This window comes from Aeromonas sp. FDAARGOS 1406, assembly GCF_019048565.1.
Classification (GTDB): domain Bacteria; phylum Pseudomonadota; class Gammaproteobacteria; order Enterobacterales; family Aeromonadaceae; genus Aeromonas; species Aeromonas caviae.
In genome coordinates this window covers 1096797-1114585 of record NZ_CP077378.1, presented here as the reverse complement: position 1 = coordinate 1114585, position 17789 = coordinate 1096797, and the positions used below count along the sequence as shown (strand labels likewise).

Sequence of the window (17789 nt, the reverse complement as noted above, 5' to 3'; positions counted from 1 at the left end):
AGTCTTGCAGATGAAACGGATCTTGATTGTGGGTGGTGTGGCCGGGGGGGCGTCCGCCGCCGCCCGTGCCCGCCGTTTGAGCGAAGAGGCGGAGATCGTGATGTTCGAGCGGGGCGAGTTCGTGAGCTTCGCCAACTGCGGTCTGCCTTATCACATCGGGGGGGATATCCCGGATCGGGATGCCCTGCTGCTGCAGACACCGCAAAGCTTCAAGCGCCGGTTCAACGTGGATGTGCGGGTGTTTCACGACGTCATCGAGATAGACAGGGCCGGCAAGAGCCTGCTGGTGCGCAACCTGCTCACCGGCGAAGAGCGGCGCGAAGCCTACGACGTGCTGCTGCTGAGCCCGGGCGCAGCCCCCATCCGGCCTCCCTTCCCCGGCATCGAGAGCCCGGGGGTACACACCCTGCGGAGCATTCCCGACATGGATCGCATCCTGGCGGCGCTGGCGCACGACAAGCCCCGCCACGTCACCGTGGTGGGGGGCGGTTTCATCGGGCTGGAGATGATGGAGGCGCTGCACCAGCGCAAGCTGGATGTCACCCTGCTTGAGCTCTCCGATCAGGTGATGGCGCCGGTGGACAAGGAGATGGCCAACCTGCTCCACGCCCGCATCCGCGAAGAGGGGGTCGATCTTCGCCTGCGCACCGGCCTTGCTGCCATCGAAAGCCTGGAGGTGCCTGCCGAGAAGACCGCCGCCGTGGCGACCGCCCAGCGGGGTGGACTGCGCCTGACCCTGAGCGACGGCTCTCATCTCGACACCGGCCTGCTGATCCTCGCCATCGGCGTCAAGCCCGAGACCCTGCTCGCCGCCAAGGCGGGGCTGGTGCTGGGACCGCGGGGCGGCATCAAGGTGGATGCGGGCATGCGCACCTCGGATCCCTGCATCTTCGCGGTGGGGGACGCGGTGGAGGAGACCGACTTCGTCACCGGCGAGTCCGTGCTGATCCCGCTGGCGGGCCCCGCCAACCGCCAGGGGCGCATCGCTGCCGACAACATGCTGGGGCGAAGCGAAACCTACAAGAAGACGCAAGGGACCGCCATCTGCAAGCTGTTCGATCTGGCGGTGGCGAGCACGGGGCTGAACGAGAAGCGGCTGGTGCAGCTGGGGCTGCCGTTCGAGAAGGTCTATGTCCACCCGGGCAGCCACGCCGGCTATTATCCCGGCGCCCACCCGGTCAGCCTCAAGCTGCTGTTTGCCCCCGATGGCAAGATTTACGGCGCCCAGGCCATCGGCAAGGATGGCATCGACAAGCGCATCGACGTGCTGGCGGTGGCCCAGCGCGCCGGCCTCACCGTGTTTGATCTGCAGGATCTGGAGCTCACCTATGCGCCGCCCTTTGGCTCGGCCAAGGATGTGCTCAACATGGCCGGGTTCGTGGCGAGCAACCATCTGAAGGGGGACACCCTGCTCTGCCACGCAGCCGAGGTGCAGGCTCGCCACCCCCATCAGCAGGTGGTGGATGTGCGAAACGGCCCCGAACTCGACAAGCTGGGACGCATTCCGGGGGCGATGCACATTCCTCTGGACGAGCTGCGTGGCCGCCTTGATGAGTTGCCCAAGGATAAAGAGCTGCTCATCAGCTGCCAGGTGGGACTGCGGGGTCACGTGGCCTGCCGCCTGCTGAGCCAGCACGGCTTCAAGGTGAAGAACCTCTCCGGCGGCTTCAAGACCTGGCAGACGGTGATCGCCGAGTAGATCCTCCATGCTGAAATGGCCCGATTGATCACTCTGTATGCAAACGGGCCACACCAGTGAGTGGCCCGTTTCTTCATCAGGGGCCGATGCCGATCAGGCTGCCGCGTCGCCGAGGGGCGTGCGGACAGGGTGTTGCCGCATCGCCACAGGGGGTGAAGGAGGGGAGGCTACTGCGCCGCGTTGGCCGGTGCATCGTCGACCCATGCCATGAAGATGCGATAGCCGATGGAGAGCAGGGTGGCACCGATGAACATGCCGAGGATGCCATTGGTGGCCATGCCGCCCAGGGCCCCCAGCAGCACTACCGGCATGGGTGCATCGACACCACGTCCCAGCAGCAGCGGCTTGAGCACGTTGTCGGCCATGCCGGCCACGACCAGCAGCACTGAGTAGATGACGTTGAGCAGGGTGCCGTGATCCCCCGCCATCCACATGAAGGCGATGGCCGGTCCCGTGACCAGGATGACGGGGATCTGGGCGATGCCCAGGATCAGCGCCAGGACGAAGAAGATGCCGACCGCCGGGATCCCGGCGAGGGACATGATGACGCCGGCCAGCAGGGCCTGGATGAAGGCGACCCCGATAACCCCCATGGCCACGGCCCGGATGGTGCTGGTGCACAGCTTGGTCAGGGCGAGGCCCTTGCGCTCATCGGTGATGCGTATGGCGATGCGATCGGCGCTGATGGCGCCCGGCTCCCCCCAGGCCATGATGATGCCGGCCACGATGAAGGAGGCGACGAAGCCCAGCAGGCCTCCCCCCATGCTGGCGAGCATGGCGACAGTCTGCTTGGCCATGTCGCCGAGCTGCGGCTTGTAGCTGATGAGGAGGCCGGGCAAGTCCACCGATGCCTTCATCCAGAGGCCATGGATCTTGGCACCAACGAGGGGGATGTCGGCAATCCCGGCGGAGGGGGGCGGGATCACCAGGGTGTGGTTCTCCACCTTGTCGACCAAGGCGCTGACGCTGTCGCCCAGGGAGCCCAGCATGGCGGCGGTGGGGGCCACGATGAGCAGGATGCCCAGCAGGATCAGCAGGGTGGACGACTGACCCTGTTTTCCCCCGAGTCTGGCGGCAAAGCGCTGATGGAGGGGGTAAAGGGTGACCGCCAGGATCAGGGCCCACAGCATCATGTTCATGAAAGGGGAGAACACGGTGAAGCAGAACGAGCCTAGCGCCAGAATAAGGCCAAATTTGATGAACATGTCCAGGAATCTGGCAACCAATCTTTTTTCGACGAGGGACAGATCGTTATTTTCCATGCTGATATGACTCCAGAGAGGGATGGATGCATGACCCCGCTGACCCTGTGTGAACTCAAGGTCGGCATTCTGGTCGATGGACAATTAATAAGTTTGTTTTCAATGGTTGAAGCATACATCGAGCGCACCTGCACGTTATGTATGGCACAGGTGTTCAAGGCTTAAGAAATATTTATCTGCTTGATATGTCGTTGATTGGAAGGCCTGCGTTGAGCGGGCCGAGCATAATGAATGGCCCGATCGCGCACAAGTGAACAGTGGTGCCCGGTTTAGCCCGGGTTCAGAAAAGCACGACAATCCCCTTTCCTGGAACAGGAGATCGCATACGGGGCCTCGAATAAACCTCGCGCTTCACGGGGCGTCGTGCTCCCGTCCGAGGCGATGTAGGCATCTCTGTTGGCCGATGCCGCCCGATATGGCAGTTGGTGTTCCCGGGAGTGACGCTTTATTCTATTGGCTCCTGCGCTGCGGCGATCCAACCCTGGATGAACACCATGCACCTCTCTCTCTCCAGCCCCGTGACTCGTCTTCCCCGTGTGGCCTGGCTGGCGGCGCTGCTGCTGGCTGGTTGCGGCCCCGACAAGCCTGTCAGCCAGGTTCCGACCACCGGCTCCACTGCCCGGCAGGAGGCAGGGGAGCCGAGTTCAGTCGTGCAAGCCAATGCTCGCCAATATCGCGATGCCCCGGCGCTGGCGCTGGTCTTCTCCGGCCCATTGGCGCCCAAGGCAAACTGGCAGAGCTGGCTTTCTGTGAGTGAAGGGGGCAAGCAGGTGCAGGGGGAGTGGATCCTCGCCGACGATGGTCGCACCCTCTATTTCCCGAACGTTCAGCCCGACAAAAGCTACGAGGTGAGCCTCAAGGCGGGGCTGGGCCCATCCCCCCAGAGCTGGACTCTCAAGACCCGGCCGCTGGAGGCGGGGGCCTCCTTTACCGCGAGCGGCATGGTATTGCCGCTGCGCGACGAGCTGCGCCTGCCCATCAGCGCGGTCAATGTGGACGAGGTCAATATCGACTTCTTTCGGGTCGATGCCGAATACCTGCCCCGTTTCCTGGCCGAGTATCGCCCCGGTGCCGGCATGGGCAACTGGGAGCTTGAGCAGATCACCAAGCGGGCGAAGCGGGTATTCAGCGGCCGCTATGCGTTGGAGCTCGATGCCAACCGGCGCGAGACCCGCCTTATCAATGTGAAGGAGCCGCAGCTGGCGGAGGCTGGCGTCTACTTTGCGGTAATGTCCCCCCTTGGCAACTACGACTGGCGCAAGGAGACCACCTACTTTGCGGTGAGCGACATGGGGCTCAGTGCCCGCCGTTACCGCGATGAGCTGGAGGTGTTCGTCAGCTCCCTGGCCAGCGCCGACCCCCTCAAGGATGTGCAGCTCTCCCTGCTCGACCAGAAGGGCAACCGGCTGCAGGTGCAAACCACCGACCCCCAAGGTCATCGCCGCTTCGATCAGGTGCAGGGGGCTCGCCTGCTGCTGGCCGAGCAGGGCAAGCATCTGGCGGTGCTGCGCCTCGATGGCGCGGCCCTCGATCTCTCCACCTTCGAGCTCGGCACCCAGCCCTGGCAGGCCCAGCAGCTCTATCTGTTCAGCGGACGCGATCTCTATCGCCCCGGCGAGCGGCTCGACAGCGAGATCCTGCTAAAAGGGCAGGATGGCCAGCTGCTTCCTGGCATGGCGGTGGAGCTGGAGGTGAAACAGCCGGACGGCCAGCTGCTCGAACAAAAGCGCCTGCTACCGGACAATCTTGGCGCGGCCCACTACGGCCTGCGTCTGCCGGATGATGCGCCGCTGGGGCGCTGGACCATCAACCTCAAGACTGCCGCCGGCAGCCGTTTCGAGTGGCCTTTCCTGGTGGAGGAGTTTCTGCCGGAGCGGCTGAAACTGCAGCTTGGCAAGGGGCCGGATGGGGAAGTGACGAGTCTGGACGCCGCCCTCACCCTGCCGCTGCAAGGGGACTATCTCTACGGCGCACCAGCCAGTGCCACCAAGGCGAAGGCGGAGGTGAAGTTAAGCCGCGCCACCATGCCCTTTACCCAGTGGCAGGAGTTCACTCTGGGTGACGTGCTGCTCGCCGAGCAGACCAGGGATCTCGAGCCGCTGAATCTCACCCTGGATGTGCAGGGGCAGGGGACTTTTTCGTTAGCTGATGAGCTCGATAATGTGCGCGCGCTCGGGCCGCTGGAGGTGGCTTATCGGGTGTCGCTCTCCGAGCCCGGTGGCCGCGCCGTCAATCGCAGCCGCATCCAGTATGGCTGGCCCGCGGGCAGCCAGTGGCCGGCGCTCAAGGCCGACTTCGTGGCGGATCGGGTGGAAGGGGGCAAGCCGCTCCCCTTCCAGATCCTCAACCTCGATGACAAGGGCCAGCCGGTGGCGGGGGTGGTGAAAGTGCGCCTTATCAACGAGTACCGCGACTACTACTGGCACTACGCCGATGGGGAGGGGTGGAAGTATGAGTTCAACAGCCAGCCCTATCTGGAGCAGGAGCAGACCCTGCAGCTGGATGGCAAGGGGCCGACCCCGCTCACGCTGCCACTGGCGGCGGGCTGGTATCGATTGGAGGTGGAGAACAGTCAGGGCCATCAATCGAGCCTGCGGGTGGAAATAGGCAGTTACGCCTGGGGCGGCGGTGGCGAGCAGGCACGGCCTGACAAGATCGCCATCACCCTCGACAAGCGCGCCTATCAGGCGGGTGACAAGGCCAAAGTGACCCTGGTGGCCCCGCGCCCCGGCAAGGGGTTGCTGCTGGTGGAAGATGGCGACGGCCTGCGCTGGTGGCAGCGCATCGAGCTCAAGGGGGCCGGCAACGATGCCAAGGATGCCCGCGGCGAGTTCGAGATCCCGGTCAGCCCCGAGTGGCAGCGCCATGATCTGCATATCTCGGCCCAGATCGCCGCGCCAGACAGTGCCTCCAAACCGGTCGGCAAGCAGCAGGGGCAGAGCCTGCGTTCGGTCGGTCTGGTGCCGCTCACCCTGGATCGGGAAGCGCGTCGTCTGCCGCTTACCCTGAGCGCGCCGGATAAAGCGGTGCCGCTCACCCGACTGGCAGTGACCGCCACCTCCACCCCCAACAGTCAGGGGCGGGTGGTGCTGGCGGCGGTGGATCGGGGCGTGCTCAACATCAGCGACTACCAGCCCCTCGACCCGTTCGAGATCTTCTTTGGCCGCAAGCGCTTCGCCCAAGATTTGTTCGACAACTACGGGCAAGTGATCCCGCCGCAAGATGGCAAGCTGGCCCGCCTCAACTATGGGGGCGACCGTGCGCCGCTGAAAAAGGGCGGCGCGCTGGAGAGCCGGGTCGAGATCGCTGCGCTCTGGAGTGGCGAGGTGAGTTTTGACCAGCAGGGCAAGGCGGTGATCCCGCTCGAACTGCCCAACTTCAATGGCGAGCTGGCGCTGATGGCGCTGGCCTGGAACGAACAGCAAGTCGGTGAGGCCGAGCGTGCCGTCAAGGTGGTGGCGCCCTTGGTGGCCGAGATTGGCTGGCCGCGCTTTGGCGCCAGAGGGGATGAGACCCGGGCGCTGGTGCAGCTGCGCAACATGAGTGGCGAGGATCAGATCCTCTCCCTTGCCTGGACCCTCAACGGCGGGCTGAAAGCAAACGGCGAGCTGCCCCCCACCCTTGCCCTGAAAAACGGCGAGGAGCAGTGGCTGACCCTGCCGCTCACCGTGACTGGGGCAAGCGGTGTGGCAAGCCTACAGTTGGCGGCCAGCGGCAAGGATTTTGTCATCAGCCGCGACTGGACTCTGCCGCTACGCTCTCCCTGGCCGGCCGAGACTCGCCAGCGCTACCAGATGCTGGCTCCCAGCCAGCAGATGAGCTTTGCGCCAGCTGAGCTGGCCGGGCTGGATCGCGCCAACCTGCAGGGGCTGCTCAGTCTCTCCGGCACCCCGCCCTGGGATCCGGCAGCCCAGTGGCAGGCGCTGGCCGACTACCCCTACGCCTGTCTGGAGCAGACCTTGTCCCGTGCCTGGCCTTACTTGTTGACCACGGCGGATGAGCGCATCGCCTGGAGCAAACCCATCGAGGGCAAGAAAGCGGCGAGCGAGGCGGACGTGCAGCGCACCCTGCTGCAGCGGCTGCAGCGGTTGCAACTGCCAAGCGGCGGTTTTGGCCTGTGGGATGGCCGCTCCGACGAGGAGCAGTGGCTCACCGCCTATGCCGCCGACTACCTGCTGGCGCGCAAGGAGGCCGGCGACGCCGTGCCGGAGGCCATGCTCAATCAGGCGCTGAATCGGCTGCAAAGCTATCTTACCGACAGCCAGTATGGCGAGCGCTGGAGCAGTGCCCCCGAGCACAGCCGTCTTGCCTATCAGGCTTACAGTGCCTATGTGCTGGCCCGGGTGGGCAAGGCGCCGCTCGCTACCCTGCGCCTTGTCTGGGAGCAGCAGGCCGATCACGCCCGCTCGGGTTTGCCGCTCTTGCACCTCTCCCTGGCCCTCTCGGCCATGGGGGATGAGCAGAACGCCGCCAAGGCCCTCAGCCGGGCACTGGCGACCGAGCGCGGGGACGATTATCTCGGGGATTACGGCTCGCCGCTGCGCGATGAAGCCCTTGAGCTTTCGTTGTTGCGCCAGCACAAGCTGGCTGCGGAGCGCTGGCCGGCCCTCAGTGCCAAGGTGGCCGATACCCTGGCCCATCGTCAGTGGCTCAGCACTCAGGAGCGGCTCGCTCTGCTGCGACTCGCCCGCGTCGATCCGGCCGTCGACTGGCAGGCCAGGGTGACCTCCTCTCTTGGCAGTGGATCCCTGAGCGGTTCGGCTCCGCTGCAGCAGGGCACCCCCGAGGCACTGGCGGCCAGTGTGGTTACCAATGAGGGCAAGGGATCCCTCTATGTGCAGCGCACCCTGGTCGGTTACCCCGAGCAGGCGCCGGCACGGATCAGCAAGGGAATGAGCGTGACCCGCAGCTGGTTCAACAGCGACGGTCAGCGTTTTGACCCGACCAAGGTGAAGGTGGGCGATCTGGTGGTGGTGCGACTCAACGTCAGCAGTGAATCGGCGGTGCCCGATGCCCTGCTGGTGGAGATGGTGCCCGCCGGCTTCGAGCTGGAGAATCCGGCCCTTGGCAACAGCATCAAGCTGGAAGAGCTCTCCATCGAGGGGAAACCTGCGTGGCAGAGCGAGTGGAATGACTACCTCAAGCATCAGGAGTTTCGCGATGACCGCTACACGGCGGCGCTGGATCTGAGTGCCGGGAGCAACCAGCAACTGGTCTACCTGATGCGGGCGGTGACGCCGGGTCGCTATCTGGTGCCGCCGACCCAGGTGGAGGATATGTACCGACCCGAGATCCGGGCTGTGGGTGAGGATATCCACGAGGTGCGTATCTCTGAGTAACAAACCCTCCCTTGAGCGGGTTCGCCCGCTCACTTTCTGGCGGCGCGGCTGGCTGCGACTGTGTCACGGTGGCCGCATTTGCCGCCACCGGATTGGCCGTCTGCCACGCTGGCTGCGCTACTCGGTGCTGGGCGTTGTAGCACTGCTCCTGTCATTGCTGGCGCTGGATCGACTATTTCCGCCGCCGCCACTCGATCCAGCCTACGCGCGGGTGGTGCTCGACATGAAGGGGCGACCGCTGCGCGCCTTTGCCGATACCAGCGGCGTGTGGCGTTACCCCGTGACCCTGGAGCAGGTCTCCCCCCGCTATATCGAGGCATTGCTCGGCTACGAGGATCGCTACTTCTGGCGTCATCCCGGGGTCAATCCGGTGGCCATGGTGCGCGGCATCGGTCAGTGGCTGCGCTATGGGCGGGCCGTGTCGGGCGGCTCGACCCTCACCATGCAGGTGGCGCGTCTTATCGAGCCCTACCACAGGAGCGTGCCCGGCAAGCTGCGCCAGATGGCGCGTGCGCTGCAGCTGGAGTGGCACTATGACAAGCGCACCTTGCTTACCGTCTACCTCAACCGGGCACCGTTTGGCGGCAATCTGGAGGGGGTGCAGGCCGCAAGTTTTGCCTATCTCGGCAAGAGTGCAGCCAAGCTGACCTATGCCGAGGCTGCGCTCTTGGCGGTGCTGCCGCAGGCTCCCAGCCGGAACCGGCCGGACCGGCATCCCGAGCGGGCCCGCACCGCCCGTGACAAGGTGATGCAGCGGCTGGTGGCACAGGGCGTTTGGCCCGAACAGGTGTGGCTGGAGGGGCGTATCGAGCCTGTGCTGGCCCGCGGTCACTTCACGCCGATGGAGGCGCCGCTGTTTGCCCGCCTCGCCGCCGACCATCAGGCCGGGGCCTTGGTGCATACCACCATCGACGGCGATCTGCAGCGTTGGTTGGAAGGGCGGGTGGCGAGCTATATCCGTCGCTTCCCCGAGCAGACCTCAGCGGCGTTGCTCCTGGTAGACAACAGAACCATGGCGGTGCGCGCCTATGTGGGCAGCGCCGAGTATGGCAATCTGCGTCGCCACGGTTACCTCGACATGGTGCAGGCGATCCGCTCTCCCGGCTCCACCCTCAAGCCCTTCATCTACGGTCTGGCCATGGACGAGGGGTTGGTGCACTCGGCCTCCCTGCTCTCCGATGCGCCGAGGCTGGGCTCGGACTATAGACCCGCCAACTTCTCCGGTGCCTTTCAGGGACCGGTGACGCTGGCCCAGGCGCTGCAGCAATCCCTCAACGTGCCGGCGGTGCAGGTGCTGGAGGCGCTTGGGGCAGACAAGCTGGTCAGCCGTCTCGACAACGCCGGGGTGAGACTGGCGCTCGTAGACAAACCCAACCCGGCCATTGCGCTCGGGGCGGCGGGCATTCGGCTTGAGCAGCTGGTGGCGCTCTACAGCGCACTGACCCGGCAGGGGCAGGTGGCGATGCCGGTCTGGCTGGCGGGGCAGCAGGCGGTGTCGCGCCCTTTGCTGAGCCCGGGGGCCGCCTGGATCATCTGGCAGATATTGAGCGCCCAGGGACGTGCGGACCAACCCTTTGCCAGCGAGGCGACCGGCCGGGCCAACCGACTGGCCTGGAAGACCGGCACCAGCTATGGCTATCGCGACAGCTGGGCCATGGGGGTCTCCGGTCGCTGGACCATCGGCGTCTGGCTGGGGCGCCCCGATGGCACCCCCATGCCCGGCTTTTATGGACAGAGCGCGGCAGTGCCGCTGCTGCTCTCTGTCTATTCGCGGCTCTCGGACAACAGCCCCCTGCCGGCACAACCCAACACGGTGAGCGAGGCCGAAGTTTGCTGGCCGCTGGGGCGCAAGACGAGCGCGACCCTGCCAGAGGCCTGTTTGCAGCATCAGAGCGCCTGGCTGCTGGAAGGGCGCGACCCTCCCACCTTGCCGGATCCCATGGATTGGCCCTCGCCGCTGCGCCAGGTTGCACTGACCGCCGCGGGCAAGCCGACGCTGACCCGCTGCCACGATGCGGCACAATCCGCTTTTAGAGCGCTCTGGCCGCTGTCGCTGGAGCCATGGCGCTCACCGGGCGAGCGGCGTCAGGCGCTGCTTGCCAGGGGCTGCGCGGGGGAGGGACAGAGCGCCGAGCAGCAGGCCCCCATCCGCATCCTGGCGCTGGGGGAGGGCAACCTTATCCGCAGCCAGCGCTATCGGCTGCAGCCCAAGGTGCTCGGCGGTGTCGGCAAGCCGGCCTGGTTTCTCAACGGGCAGCGGCTGCGCTGGGACGGGGATCAAGTAGTGAGCAAGGCGGGCCGCTATCAGCTGGTGGTGGTGGATGAGGCGGGAAACAGCGATCGCATCGAGTTTCGGCTGGAAAACCCCTCCTGAGGGCGTGGTGAGCGCCAGAATATTGACGGCATCGGGGATGGTCCCGATGCCGTCAGTTGATTGTCGATTCCCCGGCAGAGGCGGGGAGTCAGGGCTTGACCTGCCCCAGCCGGGTGAAGAAATGCCGGCTCTTGCGCTGGTGGAAGTGGCTCTTCTTGATGGGATGAAATACCAGGTCGCTCTGTGGGTGACTCTCCTTGAGGTGGTGGATCATCGCCATGGCCGGTAAGCCAGTACTGACGAGCGTGGTGAGCGGCAGGGTGACGGTCTCGGGTCCCAGCAAGGGTGTGAACCCCTGCTGGGCCTGCTCGAAGCGGGTCAACACGGCGGGTTCGGCGTAGCCGCTGCCCAGCATGGCGAGCAGGGCATCGAGGGCCTGATGGAACTCGGCGAGCTGCTGACGAAAGCCGCTTCGCCCCCGCAGGGCAATGAGCTCTGCAAACGGGATGTCGGCCAGGTGAGTGGGCACTTGCAGCGGGATCTCGAGGTGGAAGCAATCCTGACCGCCCCGGTTGTGGTAGCGGGATTCGAGCAGGTGGAGCAGCCGATCCAGATAGTCGTGATCCGTGATGAGGGCGCCGTCATTGGCGAGTGCCCACTCACGGGCGAGGCGCATGGAGAGCAGGTTGGCAAAGCGGCGCGCCATTCTGATCCCCCCTTCATCCTGCGTCGCAAAGCCGTGGGTCAGACAAAACCCGTGCAGTCGCTCCAGTCCCGCCTGAGCCGGGCAGAAGCAGTCGTGGTTGGGGGCTGAACGCCAGCGGGCGATGAGCTCCCTGTTGCCAAACACCTTGTGACGCACGAAGTCGGGGGCGACCAGGCCGGCAATCTGGCTCTCGACCTGGGGCGTGATATGGGCGAAGAAGGCGGGTTGTGGCGGCTCGGCCAGCAGGTCGGTTTGCTGGCGCAGGGTCTCCAGCAGGGCGGTGAGACCGCTCTTCTCACTGACGGTGAAGACGAAGGCGAGCCGCTCCAGATAGAGCAGGGCAAACTTGAGCCAGAGCTCGTCGCGTACCTCCATGCCGGGGTAGTAGATATGGGTTTTCATGAATGCTGTGTTGCCAGGATGCAGGGGTGGGAATATACGCATGATTGCCCGGATGCGGCAAACTTTGCGTAGGGGAATGTGAGCGGCCGCTCATGCAGTAGGCGCTGGTCACAAAGTTCTGATATAATTCGCGCCCTTAAATCAAGGCCACCCGAGTCATTACCATGAAGTTCATTATCAAGCTGTTCCCTGAAATCACCATCAAGAGCAAGTCGGTTCGCCAGCGCTTTATCAAGATCCTGCAGGGCAATATCCGCAATGTCCTGCGCCGCTTTGACGACGATGCCCGGGTGCGGATGGATTGGGACAAGCTGATCGTGAGCTCCCGCAATGACCAGTTCCGCGAGCAGGCCATCGAAGCCCTGGCCTGCATCCCCGGCATTCAGGCCTTCCTCGAGGTGCAGGCCAGCAAGTTTACCGATCTCCACGACATCTTCGAGCAGGTGAAAGCTGTCTGGGGTGATCAGCTCGAGGGCAAGACCTTCTGCGTGCGTGCCAAGCGCCACGGCAAGCACGAATTCTCCTCTCTGGAGATTGAACGCTACGTGGGCGGCGGTCTGAACCAGCACTGCGTGAGCAACGGTGTGCGCCTCAAGAACCCGGATGTGAAGATCAACCTCGAGATCGATGGCGAGGAGCTTTTCATCGTCAGCGCCATCCACCAGGGGCTGAGCGGCATGCCCATCGCCACCCAGGAAGATGTGCTGAGCTTGCTCTCCGGCGGGTTTGACTCGGGTGTCGCCTCCTTCCAGTTCATCAAGCGCGGCTGCCGGGTGCACTACTGCTTCTTCAATCTGGGTGGGGCGGCTCACGAGATTGGCGTCAAGCAGGTGGCCTATCACCTGTGGAACCGTTTCGGCTCCTCCCACCGGGTGCGCTTCACCGCGGTGGACTTCGAGCCGGTGGTGGCCGAGATCCTCGAGAAGATCGACAACGGCCAGATGGGGGTGGTGCTCAAGCGGATGATGATGCGTGCCGCTGCCAAGGTGGCCGACGAGTTCCAGATCCCGGCCCTGGTGACCGGCGAGTGCGTTGGCCAGGTTTCCAGCCAGACCCTCACCAATCTGAACGTCATCGACCGGGTGACCGACAAGGTGATCCTGCGCCCGCTCATCACCTGGGACAAGCCGGACATCATCAGCGAAGCCCGCCGCATCGGCACCCTGGAGTTCGCGGAGACCATGCCGGAGTATTGCGGCGTGATTTCCAAGAAGCCGACCGTGAAGGCCGAGCTCTCCCGCATCGAGGCGGAAGAGGAGAACTTCGACTTTGCCATTCTGGACAAGGTGGTGGCCGAGGCCCGTTACCTCGACATTCGTCGCATCGGTGAAGAGACCGCCGCCGAGGTGCAGGAGGTGGAGACCACCGCCGAGAGCGGTGACGACGAGGTGATCCTGGACATTCGCTCCATGGAGGAGCATGACGACAAGCCGCTGGTGGTGGAAGGGCGCGAGATCATGCATATCCCCTTCTTCAAGCTGGCCACCGCCTTTGGTGATCTGCCGAAAGAGAAGACCTACCTGCTCTATTGCGATCGCGGCGTGATGAGCAAGCTGCAGGCGCTTTACCTGAAAGAGAAGGGCTTTGCCAACGTCAAGGTCTACCGTCCGTGATGTGACGGCAAGACGCGTATAAAAAATCCGGCCAAGGCGCCGGATTTTTTATTTCACTCGGATGAAGGTAGATGCTCAGGGGCAGGGGACCGGGGTGAAGGTTTCCTGACCCTGACAGCGCCAGCCCATCTCGGCCTGACGCATCTGCCACAGGTTGTTGCTGCGAAACAGGGTCAGGATGTAGAGCATGTCGCTACGCTGGCCATCAAGGGCCACCGAGAGCACCAGATCGTTGTCCAGCTGTTGAGCATGGATACGGGTGGGTACATCTTTATGGCCGACGAAGCGGCGAGCCACTTCGCGATAGTCGTTGACCCAGCCTTGCTGACTGCTGCTCGCCTGACGGATCTGCTGGTTGAACTGCTGCACCGGGGTGGATGCCAGACGCCCGAACAGGGCCTGTGCCCCCGCATGAGCCGCTGCCACCATCATCAGAACAAGCGTGGTAATGAGCCCAAGTTTTTGCATGAGGTTTTCCGGCTTGAAACGACCCCTGTATGACAACAGAAAAGCCGGCTTGGTTCAATCTTGTCCCTGCCGGGATGGGATCTCGCCCACTCTGAGGCTTCTCAGTTGCGCTGCAGCGAGAAGGTGGGCAGGGAGAGGTGCCAGTAGATGGCCGCCACCCGCAGACCAAACACCCCGAGCATGCTGATGAGCATGGCGCTGACCCTGTCTACCCCGACCTCCAGCGACAGGGTATAGAGGATGCCGCCCAGAATGCAGGCGGTGGCGTAGATCTCCTTTTGCAGCACCATGGGCACCTCCCGGGCCAGCACGTCACGGATCATGCCGCCCGCAACCCCCGTCATGGTGCCCATGATCACCGCAATGAGCCCGGGTGTACCGAAATTGAGGGCCTTCTGGGCACCGATCACGGTAAAGAGCGCCAACCCGAAGGCGTCTGCCACCGGCAGCACATACCAGGGCATGCGACGGGGCAGTTTGACCATCCACATGCCGATGAGCGCCGTGGCAATGACCACCCAGATATAGAGGGGGTCGCGCACCCAGAAGACGGGGGTTGCCCCCAGGATCATGTCGCGGATGGTGCCACCCCCGATGGCGGTGACCGCCGCCAGCACCATGACACCGAAACCATCCATCCTGAGACGGCCGGCCACCAGTACGCCCGAAAACGCGAATACCGCAGTACCAAACATGTCGCTGATGTAAACAATCTGCTCAACCAGTGTCTGCATGGAGAACAACTCACGTCCAATAGATGATGGGGCGGCGATTTTAGGGGCAAGGTGTGGGGATGAGCAATGCTGGCGTGCAAAAGTGGGAGCCAGCGCCGGTTTCTGAAGGCTGGGTGAAGATCACGCTCCCGCCTTGTCTGATGCGGGCTGTGGCCACAATGGCCGGGGGGTGGGCTGTCAGGTGACAAAAAATCCCGATTTTTTTCTCAAGGGTGAGGAATAGAGGCCGATATATAGGTTAGGCGGCGATTACTGCCAGAAAGGCAGAAAAAAGAAATTAAAGTCTTGTGAAAAGGCGCCGTTAACTAAACATATCAGGCACAAAACACAATAAAGCCTGAGTGAATTAAAGTTAAATTTTAATAGCTTAGGAGAAAAATCATGAGTCTGTATATCAATACCAACGTTTCATCGCTCAACGCTCAGCGTAACATGATGAACAGCACCAAATCCCTGGATACCTCCTACACCCGTCTGGCCTCTGGCCTGCGCATCAACAGCGCCAAAGATGATGCCGCGGGTCTGCAAATCTCCAACCGTTTGACTTCTCAAATCAACGGGTTGGATCAGGGTAACCGTAACGCCAACGATGGTATCTCTGTAGCTCAGACTGCTGAAGGTGCGATGGATGAAGTCACCTCCATGCTGCAGCGTATGCGTACTCTGGCTCAGCAATCAGCCAACGGCTCCAACAACTCAGATGACCGTACCGCGTTGCAGCAAGAGTACACTCAACTGATGACTGAAATTGACCGTGTTGCTAAAAATACAACGTTTGGTGGGCAAACCTTGCTCAATGGTGGTTACGTAGGTTCTTTCCAGGTGGGGGCAGATGCAGGACAAACAATTACGTTTAAAATGACATCGGCTTTTACTATCAAAGGGATGGCTTCGGCTACGAAGGGGAATGCTACAGTCGCGACAACTACAACAGGTGAGCCTTACACTGTGACTAAAAGCAACACAGGTAATGTCACCACTACAAGCATCAGCACTATTACTACAGCCAAAGATGCTCAAACAGCTATGGCAAACTTGGATTACATGATTAAAGTTGTTGATAGTAAACGTGCTGAGCTAGGTGCTGTTCAGAACCGTTTTGATTCTACCATTCGTAACCAAGCTAACGTATCTGAAAATGTCAGTGCTGCCCGCTCACGTATCCGTGATGCTGACTTTGCAACTGAAACAGCCAACCTGACCAAGCAGAACATTCTGCAGCAAGCAGCCTCGACCATTCTGTCTCAGGCAAATCAGCGTCCGCAGTCTGCACTGTCGCTGCTGCAAGGCTAACAAAAGAAAACAGGGCGGTTGTTCAGGCCGCCCTGATCAAGAGATGGAACAAAGGGGTGTTCGGGTCGCACTCTGTTCTATCGGCAGAGATATAAATCTCTACTAGTAGTGCCAAGTGTTGTCCAGTTGTTCAGTTCTGTCACGCTTGGTCATATTCTCCTGAGCATATGCTCATCTTTAGGCCGGTTTACCGGCCTCTTTTTATTGTGCCGCCAAATTGACGTCACTCTATCAGCAATAAGCATGAACCGTGCCAACACCCTTCTTCCTGTAAACTGGGTCATCATCAGCGGTGATTTGCATGGTGATGCTGCTTAATTCATATCCTGTTGCCGCTTCCCGGAGAAAACTTGCCGCTTTAGGCAACAATTTTCCTAAAGCTTGCCTCTGTGCTGCCGTTAAATAAAGTGAAGCAATCGAGGGGTGTTCGGAATCCAACGTTTGCACTATTGCGGGTGACCTGTTCGTTCAAACAGACACCCGCCTGAAGAGACGGGCATGTTCAACCTGCTCTTCAAACGGTGGGCCGTCGTTTTGTTTGGACGACGCAACCTGCAGTTGCATGTTCTTCGGGAGAATTTTTTATGGCTATGTACATTAACACCAACGTTTCATCACTGAACGCCCAGCGTAACTTGATGAATACCAACAAGTCGCTGGATACCTCCTATACCAGGTTGGCATCCGGCCTTCGTATCAACACTGCCAAAGACGATGCTGCCGGCTTGCAGATCTCCAACCGTTTGACTTCACAGGTTAACGGTTTAGATCAAGGCAACCGTAACGCTAACGATGGTATTTCTGTGGCACAAACTGCAGAAGGTGCGATGGATGAAGTGACCTCCATGTTGCAACGGATGCGCACTTTGGCTCAGCAATCAGCGAACGGTTCCAACAACTCGGATGATCGTGTTGCTTTGCAGCAGGAATATGACCAACTGACGACAGAGATAAATCGTATCTCTGGCGATACCACTTTTGGTGGTCAAAAGCTGCTTGATGGTACTTATAAGGGCTCCTTCCAAGTCGGTGCAGATGCAGGGCAAACAATTACCTTCAAGATGACATCTGCTTTCACGATCAAGGGTATTGCATCTGCGACAAAAGGAAGTGCAACAGTAACTACCACCACCACAGGTGAACCTTATACGATTGACAAAATAACTTCAGCGGTTACTACAACTAGTGTCAGCAGTATCAAAACCGCTAAAGATGCCCAGACAGCCATGGCCAACCTTGATTTCATGATAAAGGCCGTGGATAGCAAACGGGCAGAGCTGGGTGCAGTGCAGAACCGGTTTGACTCGACCATTCGCAACCAGTCCAACGTGTCCGAGAACCTGAGTGCAGCACGTTCGCGTATCCGTGATGCGGACTTCGCGACAGAAACCGCCAACCTGACCAAGCAGAACATCCTGCAACAGGCTGCCTCCAGCATCCTGGCCCAGGCCAACCAGCGTCCACAATCAGCCCTGTCTCTGCTCGGCTAAGGTCGTCAGCCTGACAGGCTAATTGAAATGGGAGAGAGAAGATGACAACAGAACTGGGCAACTTGTCATCTGCCAGTGGCTCTTCCGTACAGCTAAGTGACAAGAGCGGCCAAGTGGCCGCTCAATTGCTTTCTGGCGGGGTGGAAGATGCCGGCGCTGCACATCAGCAAGGCAAACAAGGGGCAAAGCAGTTGACGCCTTCGATGCAACAGAGCCAAGCAGATATTGAGAAACAGGTACAGAACTTGCAAGAGTTCGGTCAATTACAGGGATGGACGGTCAATTTCAGCGTGGAGAAAGAGCTTGAGCAGGTAGTGATCAAAGTCATGGATGCTGAGACGAAATCAATGATCCGTCAGATCCCTAGTGAAGAATTGATTGCTATCAACAAGCGGATCCAGGCTTTACGCCAAGGAGAGGCCGGAGCCAATCCCAGGATAGGTTTGTTGTTCGACAGCGAGATATGAAC

The 17789-nt window shown here is 61.5% G+C and carries 13 protein-coding genes; 8 read left to right on the top strand and 5 right to left on the bottom strand.

From position 1 onward, the window contains the following. Positions 1-10: 10 nt before the first annotated feature. On the top strand, positions 11-1699 hold the full coding sequence (locus tag I6L36_RS05060; RefSeq protein ID WP_102948260.1) for an FAD-dependent oxidoreductase: 1689 nt from the start codon (positions 11-13) through the stop codon (positions 1697-1699). A 167-nt stretch (positions 1700-1866) separates the two neighbouring features. On the opposite strand, the gene I6L36_RS05055 is transcribed toward I6L36_RS05060, so the two are convergent. Beyond that, entirely contained in the window at positions 1867-2904 is a 1038-nt protein-coding gene (locus I6L36_RS05055) for an AI-2E family transporter (RefSeq protein ID WP_223937790.1), read from the bottom strand. A gap of 87 nt (positions 2905-2991) precedes the next feature. Here I6L36_RS05055 and I6L36_RS22145 point away from each other — a divergent pair, with 87 nt between their 5' ends. The 3 genes from I6L36_RS22145 to pbpC all read left to right on the top strand — a co-directional run bounded on the left by I6L36_RS22145 (position 2992) and on the right by pbpC (position 10674). Beyond that, entirely contained in the window at positions 2992-3126 is a 135-nt protein-coding gene (locus tag I6L36_RS22145; protein WP_010674281.1) for a hypothetical protein, read from the top strand. A gap of 329 nt (positions 3127-3455) precedes the next feature. Beyond that, positions 3456-8300, top strand: a complete 4845-nt coding sequence (locus tag I6L36_RS05050; protein WP_109111780.1) for an alpha-2-macroglobulin — start codon at positions 3456-3458, stop codon at positions 8298-8300. Further along, the gene (gene pbpC, locus I6L36_RS05045) at positions 8266-10674 is read left to right on the top strand and encodes a penicillin-binding protein 1C (protein WP_053288553.1); all 2409 of its coding nucleotides are present in this window, start codon (positions 8266-8268) and stop codon (positions 10672-10674) included. The genes I6L36_RS05050 and pbpC overlap by 35 nt, the downstream gene beginning before the upstream one ends. An 88-nt stretch (positions 10675-10762) precedes the next feature. On the opposite strand, the gene I6L36_RS05040 is transcribed toward pbpC, so the two are convergent. After that, entirely contained in the window at positions 10763-11722 is a 960-nt protein-coding gene (locus tag I6L36_RS05040) for a hypothetical protein (RefSeq protein ID WP_010674284.1), read from the bottom strand. 164 nt (positions 11723-11886) lie between these two features. Here I6L36_RS05040 and thiI point away from each other — a divergent pair, with 164 nt between their 5' ends. After that, positions 11887-13335 (top strand): tRNA uracil 4-sulfurtransferase ThiI, encoded by a 1449-nt coding sequence (gene thiI / locus I6L36_RS05035; RefSeq protein WP_039038656.1) that lies wholly within the window; start codon positions 11887-11889, stop codon positions 13333-13335. 75 nt (positions 13336-13410) lie between these two features. Here thiI and I6L36_RS05030 read toward each other — a convergent pair whose 3' ends face one another. Together I6L36_RS05030 and I6L36_RS05025 are read right to left on the bottom strand one after the other, a co-directional pair. After that, on the bottom strand, positions 13411-13803 hold the full coding sequence (locus tag I6L36_RS05030) for a hypothetical protein (protein WP_039038657.1): 393 nt from the start codon (positions 13801-13803) through the stop codon (positions 13411-13413). A gap of 101 nt (positions 13804-13904) precedes the next feature. Further along, positions 13905-14537: a trimeric intracellular cation channel family protein gene (locus I6L36_RS05025; protein ID WP_039038658.1), complete on the bottom strand. Its 633-nt coding sequence runs from the start codon at positions 14535-14537 to the stop codon at positions 13905-13907. A gap of 381 nt (positions 14538-14918) precedes the next feature. On the opposite strand from I6L36_RS05025, the gene flaA reads away from it, so the two are divergent. Continuing rightward, positions 14919-15830, top strand: a complete 912-nt coding sequence (gene flaA, locus I6L36_RS05020) for a flagellin A (RefSeq protein ID WP_053288551.1) — start codon at positions 14919-14921, stop codon at positions 15828-15830. 231 nt (positions 15831-16061) lie between these two features. Here flaA and I6L36_RS05015 read toward each other — a convergent pair whose 3' ends face one another. Further along, positions 16062-16268, bottom strand: coding sequence for a hypothetical protein (locus tag I6L36_RS05015; RefSeq protein ID WP_162540493.1), 207 nt, complete (start codon positions 16266-16268; stop codon positions 16062-16064). Between the two features lie 146 nt (positions 16269-16414). On the opposite strand from I6L36_RS05015, the gene flaB reads away from it, so the two are divergent. Together flaB and I6L36_RS05005 are read left to right on the top strand one after the other, a co-directional pair. Next, positions 16415-17320 (top strand): flagellin B, encoded by a 906-nt coding sequence (gene flaB / locus I6L36_RS05010; RefSeq protein ID WP_053288550.1) that lies wholly within the window; start codon positions 16415-16417, stop codon positions 17318-17320. Positions 17321-17361: 41 nt separating this feature from the next. Beyond that, positions 17362-17787 (top strand): flagellar protein FlaG, encoded by a 426-nt coding sequence (locus I6L36_RS05005; protein ID WP_042863621.1) that lies wholly within the window; start codon positions 17362-17364, stop codon positions 17785-17787. Positions 17788-17789 lie beyond the last annotated feature (2 nt).

Excerpts from the sequence above, each read along its gene's own strand:
- I6L36_RS22145 (WP_010674281.1), top strand. The coding sequence starts at position 2,992 with ATGACCCCGCTGACCCTGTGTGAACTCAAGGTCGGCATTCTGGTCGAT.
- I6L36_RS05040 (WP_010674284.1), bottom strand. The coding sequence starts at position 11,722 with ATGAAAACCCATATCTACTACCCCGGCATGGAGGTACGCGACGAGCTC.
- flaA (WP_053288551.1), top strand. The coding sequence starts at position 14,919 with ATGAGTCTGTATATCAATACCAACGTTTCATCGCTCAACGCTCAGCGT.
- I6L36_RS05050 (WP_109111780.1), top strand. The coding sequence starts at position 3,456 with ATGCACCTCTCTCTCTCCAGCCCCGTGACTCGTCTTCCCCGTGTGGCC.
- I6L36_RS05060 (WP_102948260.1), top strand. The coding sequence starts at position 11 with ATGAAACGGATCTTGATTGTGGGTGGTGTGGCCGGGGGGGCGTCCGCC.
- thiI (WP_039038656.1), top strand. The coding sequence starts at position 11,887 with ATGAAGTTCATTATCAAGCTGTTCCCTGAAATCACCATCAAGAGCAAG.
- I6L36_RS05030 (WP_039038657.1), bottom strand. The coding sequence starts at position 13,803 with ATGCAAAAACTTGGGCTCATTACCACGCTTGTTCTGATGATGGTGGCA.
- I6L36_RS05005 (WP_042863621.1), top strand. The coding sequence starts at position 17,362 with ATGACAACAGAACTGGGCAACTTGTCATCTGCCAGTGGCTCTTCCGTA.
- flaB (WP_053288550.1), top strand. The coding sequence starts at position 16,415 with ATGGCTATGTACATTAACACCAACGTTTCATCACTGAACGCCCAGCGT.
- I6L36_RS05025 (WP_039038658.1), bottom strand. The coding sequence starts at position 14,537 with ATGCAGACACTGGTTGAGCAGATTGTTTACATCAGCGACATGTTTGGT.
- I6L36_RS05055 (WP_223937790.1), bottom strand. The coding sequence starts at position 2,904 with ATGTTCATCAAATTTGGCCTTATTCTGGCGCTAGGCTCGTTCTGCTTC.